Annotated in this window: 11 protein-coding genes; 6 read left to right on the top strand and 5 right to left on the bottom strand. The window is 64.3% G+C overall.

Annotated features, from left to right (window positions below):
* From ACOZKU_RS25130 to ACOZKU_RS25120, 3 genes are all read right to left on the bottom strand, one after another.
* Positions 1 to 369: glutathione S-transferase N-terminal domain-containing protein (locus tag ACOZKU_RS25130; RefSeq protein WP_421581189.1), on the bottom strand; the 369-nt coding region annotated here is incomplete at its 3' end.
* Between the two features lie 13 nt (positions 370 to 382).
* Positions 383 to 1,102, bottom strand: coding sequence for a ribonuclease T2 family protein (locus ACOZKU_RS25125; protein ID WP_421581188.1), 720 nt, complete (start codon positions 1,100 to 1,102; stop codon positions 383 to 385).
* 48 nt (positions 1,103 to 1,150) lie between these two features.
* Entirely contained in the window at positions 1,151 to 2,011 is an 861-nt protein-coding gene (locus ACOZKU_RS25120) for a 23S rRNA (adenine(2030)-N(6))-methyltransferase RlmJ (protein WP_421581187.1), read from the bottom strand.
* A 101-nt stretch (positions 2,012 to 2,112) separates the two neighbouring features.
* Here ACOZKU_RS25120 and ACOZKU_RS25115 point away from each other — a divergent pair, with 101 nt between their 5' ends.
* Positions 2,113 to 4,230 (top strand): molybdopterin-containing oxidoreductase family protein, encoded by a 2,118-nt coding sequence (locus tag ACOZKU_RS25115; RefSeq protein WP_421581186.1) that lies wholly within the window; start codon positions 2,113 to 2,115, stop codon positions 4,228 to 4,230.
* An 18-nt stretch (positions 4,231 to 4,248) separates the two neighbouring features.
* Complete coding sequence (locus ACOZKU_RS25110; RefSeq protein ID WP_421581185.1) at positions 4,249 to 4,851, top strand: NUDIX domain-containing protein; 603 nt, start codon at positions 4,249 to 4,251, stop codon at positions 4,849 to 4,851.
* Between the two features lie 5 nt (positions 4,852 to 4,856).
* Here ACOZKU_RS25110 and purN read toward each other — a convergent pair whose 3' ends face one another.
* On the bottom strand, positions 4,857 to 5,486 hold the full coding sequence (purN, locus tag ACOZKU_RS25105) for a phosphoribosylglycinamide formyltransferase (RefSeq protein WP_421581184.1): 630 nt from the start codon (positions 5,484 to 5,486) through the stop codon (positions 4,857 to 4,859).
* Positions 5,483 to 6,556 (bottom strand): phosphoribosylformylglycinamidine cyclo-ligase, encoded by a 1,074-nt coding sequence (purM, locus tag ACOZKU_RS25100; RefSeq protein ID WP_421581183.1) that lies wholly within the window; start codon positions 6,554 to 6,556, stop codon positions 5,483 to 5,485. Before purM ends, purN begins: the two co-directional genes overlap by 4 nt.
* A 206-nt stretch (positions 6,557 to 6,762) precedes the next feature.
* On the opposite strand from purM, the gene ACOZKU_RS25095 reads away from it, so the two are divergent.
* From ACOZKU_RS25095 to ppx, 4 genes are all read left to right on the top strand, one after another.
* Positions 6,763 to 7,884, top strand: a complete 1,122-nt coding sequence (locus ACOZKU_RS25095) for an AI-2E family transporter (protein WP_421581182.1) — start codon at positions 6,763 to 6,765, stop codon at positions 7,882 to 7,884.
* Between the two features lie 22 nt (positions 7,885 to 7,906).
* Positions 7,907 to 8,593 (top strand): DnaA regulatory inactivator HdaA, encoded by a 687-nt coding sequence (gene hdaA, locus ACOZKU_RS25090; RefSeq protein WP_421581181.1) that lies wholly within the window; start codon positions 7,907 to 7,909, stop codon positions 8,591 to 8,593.
* Positions 8,594 to 8,774: 181 nt separating this feature from the next.
* Complete coding sequence (locus ACOZKU_RS25085) at positions 8,775 to 10,901, top strand: RNA degradosome polyphosphate kinase (RefSeq protein WP_421581195.1); 2,127 nt, start codon at positions 8,775 to 8,777, stop codon at positions 10,899 to 10,901.
* 11 nt (positions 10,902 to 10,912) lie between these two features.
* Positions 10,913 to 12,433 carry an exopolyphosphatase gene (gene ppx, locus ACOZKU_RS25080; protein ID WP_421581180.1) on the top strand — a complete coding sequence of 507 codons (1,521 nt, stop codon included), beginning with the start codon at positions 10,913 to 10,915 and terminating at the stop codon, positions 12,431 to 12,433.
* Positions 12,434 to 12,441: the final 8 nt, after the last annotated feature.

The following is a 12,441-nucleotide window of genomic DNA, read 5'->3' as shown; positions in this document are numbered from 1 at the left end:
GATCCACGGCTGGTGCACCTTCTCCTCCGGCCGCGAGCGGCGCTCGTAAACGATGGCGAGCAGGCAATCGCAGATGCCGTCCGCCGTGGCCTCCAGAATGTCCACCTCGGTGCGCTTGACGGCATTGCGCGGATAGAGCGAACCGCGGGTCTGGCGGTCGATGTAATTCATGATCACCCGGCTGTCATAGACGGCAAGGCCGTCATCGGTCAAAAGCGCGGGGATCTTGCCGAGCGGATTGGCGGCAAGCAGCTCTGCCGGGTCCGCATTCGTGTCGACGGTGACCGATTCTGCCGGCAGGCCGGCATAATGCGCGGCCATGCGCACCTTCGTGGAATAGGGCGAGGTGGAGGAATAGAAGATCTTCATCGGCGGGTCCTGGTTAGCGGATGGATGGCTGTTGAATGGTTTTGGCGCGGCAGGCGGCGCGGTCTATTTCGGGGCAGGGGCGGAAACCGAGATCCGGCGTCATGCAGATGCGAATCTCCTCCAGCTGCCCGCCTGCGCAGGTGACGGCGATGCCCTTGCGGTCGAGACCGGGATTGGAGGCAATGAGAGCCTGTTCCATCGCATCGGGCGCCGCGCTGATGTCATCGCGCTGCGGTTCCAGGCTCTTCGGAATATGAATGCGCTCCCGTGCGGCGCGTACCACCGAAAAATAGTCTCGCTGGCTGAGACCGGAGCAGCTGCCGTGTTTGCGCCACTGGTGGCCGATGAGGCCCATGGATGGGATGATGTCGAGCACGGTGCGGCCGAGGCTGTCAGGCACGCGGTCGGATTCGCGCGTGCGGCAGAATTCCGGATAGCCGCGCTCGTTCTGCGGCCAGAGGCCGTGCATGATGAAGCCGTAGTCGTTGCCCCTGCGGCACTGCTGCGTCTTGCCGCTAGCATCGTTTTCCGCGCACCAGCTGGGCGACCAGGACAGCGAGAGAACGTAGAAATCGAACCCCTTGCCGATAGGGATTTTTGCCTGCGTCTGCGGAGCCTTCCGGCTTTCCTCCGTGTGCGGCTTTTCGGCCGGCTTTTCCTCGCCGCAGCCGGCAAGCGCCAGCAGGGCGGCAAGCGCCAGCAGGACGGATCGGGCGCGAGATGAAGGCGTCATGGAGGTCTCCCGGTTCGGCGCGCGATTGTTGCCGCCGAACGGCAAAGGTCAAGAGGCCTTCGTCTCGCCCGTGAGCCAGAACGTGCGCGCCGAGGCGAAGCGGTCCTGCGCCAGCCGTTCCTTCAGGAAGGGGAGCAGCACGTCAAGCTCCTGCTTCAGCGTATAGGGCGGGTTGACCACGATGAGGCCAGAGCCGGTGAGGCCCGTCGTCCCGCGGTCGCTTTTCACCGTGAGTTCCGTGCACAGCATTTTCGGGATGCCGGTCTCTTTCAGCGCCTTGTGGAATTCTGCGATGGGCGCGTTCTTCTTGAGCGGATACCACAGGCAATAGACGCCGCCTGGAAAGCGGCGTACGGCCTTTTCCAGTCCGTCCACCAGCCGCTCATATTCGCCCTCGACCTCGAAGGGCGGGTCGACCAGCACGATGCCGCGCTTCTCCTTCGGCGGCAGATGCGCACCGAGAGCCAGCCAGCCGTCGAGATGGGTGATGCGGCTTTGGAAATCGTTGTCGAAGAGGCGGTGCAGCGTCTCGTAGTCGTCGGGATGCAGTTCCATCGCCGACAGCCGGTCCTGCGGACGGAACAGCATGCGCGCCAGTTTTGGCGAGCCGGGATAATGGGTTAGCCCGCCTTCCGGATTCAATTCGTTGACGACCTTGAGATAAGGTTCAAGAACCGCAGCCACCGCGGGCGGCAGGTCCTCGGCCAGCAGGCGCCCGATGCCGTCGAGCCATTCGCCGGTCTTCTGCGCTTCTTCGCTCGAAAGGTCGTAGAGCCCGATCCCGGCATGCGTATCGAGCACGCGAAACGCCTTGTCCTTGCCCTGCATGTAGGTGACGAGGCGGGCGAGCACGGCGTGCTTCAGGACGTCGGCGAAATTGCCCGCGTGGTAGATGTGGCGATAGTTCATGCGGTCCCCGCGCGATCAAACGCTCTGATGCGACGATGAATTGTTGCGATGGTCGAACGATTTGCCTTTTGGCAGCTAGCGCTCTGCAATATAGAAAAGCCATGAACGTTGCGACCCCCCATCTCGGAAAACCGCGCATCGGCCATTCGGCCTGTCCGCACGATTGTCCCTCCACTTGCGCGCTGGATGTCGAGATCGGCGCGGATGGCCGCATGGGGCGCGTCAAGGGCAGCGCCGACAACAGCTATACGGCCGGCGTCATCTGCGCCAAGGTCGCACGCTATGCCGAACGGCTCTACCATCCCGACCGGCTGATGAAGCCGATGATCCGCAAGGGCGCCAAGGGCGGCGGCGAATGGGCCGACATCTCCTGGGAAGCAGCCCTCGACGCCATCGCGGAAAATTTCGTCAAGGCCGAGCAGGCCCATGGTGTGGAGGCCGTCTGGCCCTACTACTATGCCGGCACGATGGGCCTCGTGCAGCGCGATTCTATCGAGCGCCTGCGCCACGCCAAGCGCTATTCCGGCTTCTTCGACTCGATCTGCACGAACCCCGCCTGGACCGGCTTTGTCATGGGCGCCGGTACCCTGCGCGGCCCCGATCCGCGCGAAATGGCGAAGTCCGATTGTGTCGTCATCTGGGGCACCAATGCGGTCTCCACGCAGGTCAATGTGATGACGCATGCGATCAAGGCGCGCAAGGAACGCGGCGCCAGGATCGTCGTCGTCGACATCTACGACAACCCGACGATGAAGCAGGCGGATATCGCACTGAAGCTGCGGCCGGGCACGGATGCGGCACTCGCCTGTGCCGTCATGCATGTCGCGTTCCGCGACGGCTATGCCGACCGCGCCTATATGGCAAAATTCGCCGACGACCCGGCGGGCCTCGAAGCGCATCTCGCCACCCGCACACCGCAATGGGCGGCCGGCATCACCGGCCTCGCCGTCGCCGAAATCGAAGCCTTTGCCGCGCTTGTCGGGCAGACGAAGAAGAGCTTCTTCCGGCTCGGCTACGGCTTCACCCGCAGCCGCAACGGCGCGGTCTCCATGCATGCGGCGCTCTCCATCGCCACCGTGCTCGGCTCCTGGCAGTATGAAGGCGGCGGGGCTTTCCACAGCAATTCCGCCATCTTCCACCTGCGCAAGGCAGAGCTTATGGGCTCGAAATTCGTCGATCCCGATATCCGCATGCTCGACCAGTCGCAGATCGGCCGCATCCTGACGGGTGACGCCGTGGCGCTGCGGGACCGCGGCCCCGTCACCGCCATGCTGATCCAGAACACCAACCCGGTGAACGTCGCGCCGGAACAGCGCCTCGTGAAGCAGGGTTTTCTGCGCGACGATCTTTTCGTCGCCGTGCACGAGCAGTTCATGACCGACACGGCGAAACTCGCCGATATCGTGCTGCCCGCCACCATGTTCGTCGAGCATGACGATATCTACCGCGGCGGTGGCCACCAGCACATCATCCTCGGCCCGAAACTCGTCGAGCCGCCGGCGACGGTGCGCACCAATCTCTTCGTCATCGAGGAACTGGCTAAGCGCCTCGGTGTTGCCGATATGCCGGGCTTCGGCCTGTCGGAACAGGAGCACATCACGAAGATGCTGCCCTATTACGACATGGATTTCGACGGGCTGAAGCAAGAGAAGTGGATCGATTGCCAGCCGGATTTCGAGGCGGCGCATTTCGGCAGAGGCTTCAGCTTTCCCGACGGCAAGTTCCGCTTCCGTCCCGACTGGACGAACACGCCGGCTCCCAACAAGCCGCCGAAGGTGCTCGGCGCCTTCGGCCCGCATGAGGACCTGCCGACCTTCCCCGATTATGTCGCCGTCATCGAGGAGACGGACCAGGCGCATCCGTTCCGCCTCGCCACCTCGCCGGCGCGCACCTTCCTCAATTCCACCTTCACCGAGACCAAGGGCTCGCGGGAGCGCGAGGGCCGGCCGGAGGTGATGATCCATCCCGAGGACGCAGCGGCGCAGGGGATTGCCGATGGCGATATCGTGCAGCTCGGCAATGTCAGGGGCGATATCCGCCTGCATGCCAAGGTGAGCGACGTCGTGAAGCCCGGCGTGCTGATCGCCGAGGGCATCTGGCCGAATTCCGCCCATCTCGACGGCGAGGGCATCAACGTACTGACCGGCGCCGACCCGGTCGCGCCCTATGGCGGTGCCGCCTTCCACGACAATCGCGTCTGGCTGCGCAAGACGGCCTGATCCCAGCAAGGATTTTTCATGACGGCCCCCGTTTCGTCCGCTATCCGCATCGTAGACCAGCAGACGGTGTGGAAACGCTTTATCCATCTGCAGACACTCGTGCTCGAACAGACCCGTGCCGATGGGCGTGTCGAATTCCTCGACCGCGAGTTACACGATCACGGCGCGGCCGCGACCGTGCTGCTGGTCGACCCCGTCAGGCAGTCGGTGATCTTCGTGCGCCAGTTCCGCCCCGGCGCCTTTTTCGGTGGTCATCCGGATGGCTTCCTGCTCGAAACGCCCGCCGGCCTGCTCGACGACGACAGCCCGGAAGACGCCGTCATTCGCGAGGCGATGGAGGAAACCGGCTATGCGGTGCGCGACGTGCGCCACCTCTTCGACATGTATTCCAGCGCCGGAACGCTGACCGAGCGTGTCAGCTGCTTTGCCGCCCATATCGATGCCTCGAAACGCGATGGTAAAGGTGGCGGCGTCGAGGGGGAGGGCGAGGATATCGAGGTGATCGAAATGCCGATCGACGAAGCCTATGGCCTGATCGCCTCCGGCGTCATCGTCGATGCCAAGACCATCATGCTGCTGCAATGGCTGATGCTGAACCGCAGCGAATTCGCTCCCGCATAAGACTCTCAACCGAGCGAAAGCACGCTCTGCATGGGATCGGTGCCGCCCGGCAATGTGCCGGCGGCGAAGCCGGCCAGCACCCGGCGATAGAGCGCGTGTTCCTGCACCAGCACCCGCGCCGCGAGGCTGTCGGCCGTGTCGCCATCGATGATCGGCACGACGGCCTGCGCCAGGATCGGGCCTTCATCCATGCCGGCATTGACCAGATGCACCGTGCAGCCGGAAACCCGCATGCCCGCGTCGACGGCGCGCTGATGCGTGTGCAGACCCGGGAAGAGCGGCAGCAGGGACGGGTGGATGTTGAGGATGCGGCCCTCGTAGGGGCGGATGAAATCCGCGCTGAGGAGGCGCATATAGCCGGCAAGGCAGAGGATATCCGGCCGGAATTCCGCAAGTGCGGCGAGGATCGCCGCCTCATGCGCATCCTTGCTGGCGAAATCCTTGCGCAGGAAGGTGCGGGTCGCAATGCCCAGCGCTTCGGCCTTGGCAAGCCCGCCGGCATCAGCCTTGTCGGAGAAGACGGCGACGATTTCGGCCGGAAACTCCGGTGCCTCGGCCGCCTTCGCCAGAGCCAGCATGTTGGAGCCGCCGCCGGAGATGAAGGCGACAACGCGCTTGCGGGCCGGGCTCGTCATAAGGCGAGCGTGCCCTTGTAAATCGTGCCGGCGGCGCCTTCTTCACGGGCGACCATGCGGCCGAGGCGGAAGACGCTCTCGCCTTCGCCGGTCAGCACGGCGGCGACCGCATCGGCCTTGTCGGCCGGCACGACGGCGATCATGCCGACGCCGCAGTTGAAGGTGCGCAGCATTTCCTTGGCTTCCACCCCGCCGGTCTTGGCCAGCCAGGAGAACACGGCCGGCGCCTTGACCGCATCGAGGTCGATCTCGGCGGCAAGGTGCTTGGGCAGCACGCGCGGAATGTTTTCCGGGAAGCCGCCGCCGGTGATATGCGCCAGCGCCTTGATGGAACCCGTCTCGCGGATCGCCTTCAGCAACTGCTTCACATAGATTTTTGTGGGCGTCAGCAGCGCTTCACCGAGTGTCTTGCCGGCGTTGAACGGGGCCGGTGCATCCCAGCCGAGGCCCGAGAGCGTGACGATCTTGCGCACCAGCGAATAGCCGTTGGAATGCACGCCGGAGGAGGCAAGCCCGAGGATGACGTCGCCCTCGGCAAGGTCGCCGGCCGGCAGAAGCTGGCCACGCTCGGCCGCACCGACGGCAAAGCCCGCGAGGTCATAATCGCCATGCGAATACATGCCGGGCATTTCGGCGGTCTCGCCGCCGATCAGCGCGCAGCCCGCCTGCCGGCAGCCTTCCGCGATGCCCTGGACGATGGCGGCACCCTGATCCGGGTCGAGCTTGCCGGTCGCGAAATAGTCGAGGAAGAAGAGCGGCTCGGCGCCCTGCACCACGAGATCGTTGACGCACATGGCGACGAGGTCGATACCGACCGTGTCATGGCGGTCCGCGTCGATGGCGATCTTCAGCTTGGTGCCGACGCCGTCGTTTGCCGCAACGAGCACCGGATCCTTGAAGCCGGCAGCCTTGAGGTCGAACAGGCCGCCGAAGCCGCCGATCTCGCCGTCTGCGCCCGGACGGCGCGTCGAGCGCACGGCCGGCTTGATCTTCTCGACCATCAGGTTGCCCGCGTCGATATCGACGCCCGCATCGCTATAGGTCAGACCGTTCTTTCCCGACTGGCTCATGCTCTCGTCTCCGGACTTGCGCGCTGTTCGCGCCCGATTGGCATGATGGGGCGGCAAGTGCAAGACGAATGCCGGGAAGTCAGGGCTTTTTTCACCGATTTACCCCGGACGGTGGCCCATTCGCCTGGCGAGCCTTGACCGCAATCCGCCCCGCATCCTATCTCCATCCCGTAGCGGCGGCGATTGGAAAAACGAGGAAGAGCGCGATGGCACCCCATATCAGCGGCGCGGGATTGAAGCGGCAGGTGATCTTCTGGCTCATCGCCTTCGTCTTCTTCGTGCTTTTCCTGCTGGTCTTCAGCGATATCCTCTTGCCCTTCATCGCCGGCATGGCGCTCGCCTATTTCCTCGATCCGGTCGCCGACAGGCTGGAGCGCATCGGTCTTTCCCGCATGATGGCGACGGTGGTCATCCTCGTCGCCTTCGTCATCCTCTTTGCGCTGTCGCTGATGATCGTCATCCCGCTGCTCGCCACGCAGGCCGCCGATTTCCTGGAGAAGCTGCCGGGCTATGTCACCCAGCTTCAGGAGCTGGTGGCCAATTTCAATCCCAACCTGCTGCCGAAATGGATCAGCAGTCAGATGGGCACGATCAAGCAGAGCTTTTCCTCCATTCTCGCGGAGGGTGCGGGCTTCCTCGGCGCGGTGTTCAAGCAGCTGTGGAATTCCGGCATGGCGCTGGTCAACATCGTCTCGCTGCTCGTCGTCACGCCCGTCGTCGCCTTCTACCTGCTGCTCGACTGGGACCGCATGATCGCCAAGGTCGACAGCTGGGTGCCGCGCGATTATGTCGGCAATGTCCGCCAGATCGCCAGCGAGATGGATGCAGCCATTGCCGGCTTCGTGCGCGGGCAGGGCTCCATCTGCATCATTCTCGGCCTCTATTACGGTATCGGCCTGTCCTTCGCGGGCCTGAATTTCGGTCTCCTGATCGGCCTCTTCGCCGGCCTGATCAGTTTCATCCCCTATGTCGGCTCGCTGGTCGGGCTGGTGCTCGCCGTCGGCGTGGCGGTCGTGCAGTTCTGGCCGGATTACTGGATGGTGGTGCTCGTCGCCGTCATCTTCTTCTCCGGCCAGTTCATCGAGGGCAACATCCTCCAGCCGAAGCTGGTCGGTTCACGCGTCGGCCTGCATCCGGTCTGGCTGATGTTTGCGCTCGTCGCTTTCGGTGCGCTGTTCGGCTTCGTCGGGCTGATGATCGCCGTGCCGGCGGCGGCGGCCGTCGGCGTGCTTGTTCGCTTCGGCCTGTCGCGCTACCTTGACAGCGATCTCTATTATGGGGCGAGCAAGCCCGTTCTCCTGGAAGAGAGCACGCCGAACGGCGAATGAGTGAGAGTATCCGAGTAAAGCCATGACTTCGCGCAACAAGGCCGAGCAGCTTCCGCTCGTTTTCGAACACGACCCGGCAACGGGCCGCGACGACCTCTTGATCGCCGAACCCGTCGATGCGGCGGTCGCGATGATCGACGCCTGGCCGCATTGGCCGGCACCCGTCGTCATCATCGCCGGCCCCGTGGGGTCGGGAAAGTCGCACCTCGCCGCCATCTGGCGCGATAAGGCGGGTGCGTCCTTGATCGAAGCGAAGCCCGGCACCGGCGCGGAAGAGGCCGCGGAGCATGGCCCCGTCCTGATCGAGGATGCCGACCGCGCCGGCTTCGACGACCGCACGCTGTTCCACATCATCAACAATGTGCGCCAGCACGGCCACACACTGCTCATCACGAGCCGTCTCTGGCCGATGTCCTGGTCCGTCGATTTGCCGGACCTGCGCTCGCGCCTCAAGGCCGCGACCGTCGTGGAGATCGGCGAGCCCGACGACGAACTGCTGTCACAGGTCATCGTCAAGCTCTTCGCCGACCGCCAGCTCTTCGTGGAGGACCGGCTGGTCGCCTATATGGTGGCGCGCATGGAGCGCTCGCTGGAGGCGGCGCAGACGCTGGTCGAACGGCTCGACCGCCTGGCACTCGCCCGCGGCAGCCGTATCACCCGCACGCTGGCACAGGAGGTCCTGGGCGAAATGGTCGGCGGCGAGGATTGACTGTCACAGTTCTGTCGTCAAACTGGGTTAAGCGCTTCGGAAAAAAGTAGAAATCGTTTCCGTCATTTGTGACGGCAGTCAGGGCGGACTTCTCATGGACACCGGCAACCCGGACCTTTCTCAAGAAAATCCCGCCGAGGGTGTGCAGCCGCAAGCGCCCGGCGTCGATGTCGAAGCCCTGATGGCGAGCCCGGAGCGCTTCATCAACCGCGAATTCTCCTGGCTGCAATTCAACCGCCGCGTCCTTGAAGAAACGCTGAACACCGCCCATCCGCTGCTGGAGCGCGTGCGCTTCCTGTCGATTTCCGCCGCCAACCTCGATGAATTCTTCATGGTGCGCGTCGCCGGCCTCGAAGGCCAGGTGCGCCAGGGCATCGCGATCCGCAGTCCCGACGGCAAGACCTCGGCCGAACAGCTCGACGACATCCTGAAGGAGATCGACAATCTCCAGATGGAGCAGCAGGCCTCGCTCGCCGTGCTCCAGCAATACCTCGCCAAGGAAGACATCCTGATCGTCCGCCCGACGGCGCTGTCGAGCGACGACAAGGTCTGGCTGCAACAGGAATTCACCCAGTCGATCTTCCCGGTGCTGACGCCGCTTTCCATCGATCCGGCACACCCGTTCCCCTTCATCCCGAACCTCGGCTTCTCCATCGGTCTCCAGCTCGACAGCACGATGGGCAAGGAGCCGATGACGGCACTCCTGCGCCTGCCGGTCGCGCTCGACCGCTTCATCCGCCTGCCGGATGCCAAGGGCGCGATCCGCTACATCACGCTGGAGGATGCCGTCGGCCTGTTCATCGGCAAACTCTTCCCCGGTTACATCGTGCGCGGCTCAGGCACGTTCCGCATCATCCGCGACAGCGATATCGAAGTGGAGGAAGAGGCCGAAGATCTCGTGCGCTTCTTCGAAACGGCGCTGAAGCGCCGCCGCCGCGGCTCGGTGATCCGCATCGAGACCGATTCCGAAATGCCGGACACGCTGCGCCGCTTCGTGGTCGGCGAGCTCGGCGTGCCGGACAATCGCGTCGCCGTCCTGCCGGGCCTGCTCGCGCTCAATACGCTGTCGGAAATCACCAAGGCGCCGCGCAACGATTTGAGGTTCGAGCCCTACAATGCCCGATTTCCCGAACGCGTCCGCGAGCACGCCGGAGATTGCTTTGCCGCCATCCGCGAAAAGGACATGGTCGTCCACCACCCCTACGAAAGCTTCGACGTGGTGGTCCAGTTCCTTCTCCAGGCTGCGCGCGATCCTGACGTTCTGGCGATAAAGCAGACGCTCTACCGCACCTCCAACGACAGCCCCATCGTGCGCGCGCTGATCGATGCGGCCGAGGCCGGCAAGTCGGTGACGGCGCTGGTGGAACTCAAGGCCCGCTTCGACGAAGAGGCCAACATCCGCTGGGCGCGCGACCTGGAGCGCGCCGGCGTGCAGGTCGTCTTCGGCTTCATCGAACTCAAGACGCACGCCAAGATGTCGATGGTCGTGCGGCGCGAAGAGAGCAAGCTTCGCACCTATTGCCACCTCGGCACCGGCAATTATCACCCGATCACGGCGAAGATCTATACGGACCTGTCCTTCTTCACCTGCAACCCGACCATCGCCAGCGACATGGCGAATATCTTCAACTTCATCACCGGTTACGGCGAGCCCGAGGCCGGCATGAAGCTCGCCTTCTCACCCTATACGCTGCGCCCGCGCATCCTGCGTCACATCGACGAGGAGATTGCGCATGCGAAGAATGGCGCGCCGGCGGCGATCTGGATGAAGATGAATTCGCTTGTGGATCCCGAAACGATCGACGCGCTCTACCGCGCCAGCCAGGCCGGCGTGGCCGTCGATCTCGTGGTGCGCGGCATCTGCTGCCTGCGCCCGCAGGTGCCGGGCCTGTCGGACAATATTCGCGTCAAATCCATCGTCGGCCGCTTCCTTGAACACTCCCGCATCTTCTGCTTCGGCAATGGTCACGGGCTTCCCTCCGACAAGGCGCTGGTTTATATAGGCTCCGCGGACATGATGCCGCGAAACCTGGACCGGCGGGTCGAGACACTCGTGCCTCTGATCAACCGGACGGTGCATGAGCAGGTTCTCTCGCAGATCATGTTGGGCAATCTCATCGATAACCAGCAGAGCTACGAGATCCTGGCGGACGGAACGTCCCGGCGCATGGAAGTGCAGCCCGGTGCCGAGCCGTTCAACGCTCAGCACTACTTCATGACCAATCCCAGCCTGTCGGGCCGGGGTGAAGCCCTGAAGTCCTCCGCACCGAAGGCGATCGCGGGCTGGCAAGGCCGCCGGAAGAAATAAACTGGAACCGCATGGTTGAATCTGAAGCGCAGGGGCGTTTGCCTGGAATTGCCCCGGTCTCGGTCGTGGATATCGGTTCCAACTCGATTCGCCTCGTGATCTACGAGGGCATGAGCCGTTCCCCCGCCGTCCTGTTCAACGAGAAGGTGATGTGCGGCCTCGGCAAGGGGCTCGCCAAGACCGGCCGCATGGACGAGGCGAGCGTCGACCGCGCGCTCGCCGCCCTGCACCGCTTCAAGGCCCTTTCCTGGCAGGCGCGCACCTCCACCATGTATGCGCTGGCGACCGCCGCCGCGCGCGAGGCGGAAAACGGCCCCGATTTCATCCACCGGGCCGAGATGATCCTCGGCCAGAAGGTGCGCGTGCTGACCGGCGAGGAGGAGGCCTATTTCTCCGCGCTCGGCATCGTCAGCGGTTTTGCCGATACCGACGGCATCGTCGGCGATCTCGGCGGCGGCTCGCTGGAACTGGTCGATGTCGCCGGCGTGCAGGTCGGCAAGGGCATCACCTTGCCGCTCGGCGGCATCCGCCTGTCCGAAGCCTCGGGCGGCTCGGCGGCACAGGCCCGCATCGTCGCGCGCAAGTATCTGCGCAATGCCGATCTCCTGAAGAAGGGCGCCGGCCGCGCCTTCTATGCCGTCGGCGGCACCTGGCGCGCCATCGGCGCGCTGCATATGGAAATGCAGAATTATCCGCTGCACATGATCCAGGGCTACGAACTCGGCTTCTCCGACGCCATGGATTTCCTGACGGATATCGTCACCGCCAAGGACCAGAAGGATCAGGCCTACAGCGCGATTTCCAAGAGCCGCCGCAACCTGCTGCCGTTCGGCGCCGTCGCCATGCAGGAGACGATCGCCATCATGAAGCCCTCGCGGGTCTTCTTCTCCGCACAAGGCGTGCGTGAAGGGTATCTCTATTCGCTGCTCACCGACCGCGAGAAAGCGCGCGATCCCTTGCTGGCCGCTGCCAGCGAGCTTGCCATCCTGCGCGCCCGCTCGCCGGAGCACGCCCGCGAACTGGCCGCCTGGACCGGTCGCATGATGCCGCTCTTCGGCATCACTGAAACGGACGAAGAGCATCGCTACCGCGAAGCCGCCTGCCTGCTTGCCGATATCAGCTGGCGCGCGCACCCGGATTATCGCGGCCTGCAGGCGCTGAACCTCATCGCGCACGGCACCTTCATCGGCATCACCCATCCCGGACGCGCGTTCATCGCGCTCGCCAACTACTACCGTTTCGAAGGCCTGAACGACGACGCCGTCAGCAGTTCGCTCGCCGCCATCGCGACGCCGCGCCTGCGCGAGCTGGCCAAGCTCGTCGGCGGCCTGTTGCGCATCGTCTATCTGTTCTCGGCCTCCATGCCGGGCGTCGTGCCGCATCTGGCGTTCCGCAAGTCGACGAGCCCGGATATCGACCTCGAACTCGTCGTGCCCGCAGATTATTGCGAGCTTGCCGGCGAACGCCTCGACGGCCGCCTGCAGCAGCTTGCCAAGCTCACCGGCAAGCGGCTTGCCTTCAAGTTCCTGTAAGGCCTGCC

This window comes from Shinella sp. M31 (assembly GCF_049199205.1).
Lineage (GTDB): Bacteria > Pseudomonadota > Alphaproteobacteria > Rhizobiales > Rhizobiaceae > Shinella.
The sequence above is the reverse complement of the archived record's forward strand: the minus strand, read 5'-3'. Positions and strand labels throughout refer to the sequence as shown.

Coding starts and splice junctions, on each gene's coding strand:
- ACOZKU_RS25085 (WP_421581195.1), top strand. CDS start 8,775: ATGGCGAGCCCGGAGCGCTTCATCAACCGCGAATTCTCCTGGCTGCAA.
- ACOZKU_RS25115 (WP_421581186.1), top strand. CDS start 2,113: ATGAACGTTGCGACCCCCCATCTCGGAAAACCGCGCATCGGCCATTCG.
- hdaA (WP_421581181.1), top strand. CDS start 7,907: ATGACTTCGCGCAACAAGGCCGAGCAGCTTCCGCTCGTTTTCGAACAC.
- purM (WP_421581183.1), bottom strand. CDS start 6,556: ATGAGCCAGTCGGGAAAGAACGGTCTGACCTATAGCGATGCGGGCGTC.
- purN (WP_421581184.1), bottom strand. CDS start 5,486: ATGACGAGCCCGGCCCGCAAGCGCGTTGTCGCCTTCATCTCCGGCGGC.
- ACOZKU_RS25125 (WP_421581188.1), bottom strand. CDS start 1,102: ATGACGCCTTCATCTCGCGCCCGATCCGTCCTGCTGGCGCTTGCCGCC.
- ACOZKU_RS25110 (WP_421581185.1), top strand. CDS start 4,249: ATGACGGCCCCCGTTTCGTCCGCTATCCGCATCGTAGACCAGCAGACG.
- ppx (WP_421581180.1), top strand. CDS start 10,913: ATGGTTGAATCTGAAGCGCAGGGGCGTTTGCCTGGAATTGCCCCGGTC.
- ACOZKU_RS25095 (WP_421581182.1), top strand. CDS start 6,763: ATGGCACCCCATATCAGCGGCGCGGGATTGAAGCGGCAGGTGATCTTC.
- ACOZKU_RS25120 (WP_421581187.1), bottom strand. CDS start 2,011: ATGAACTATCGCCACATCTACCACGCGGGCAATTTCGCCGACGTCCTG.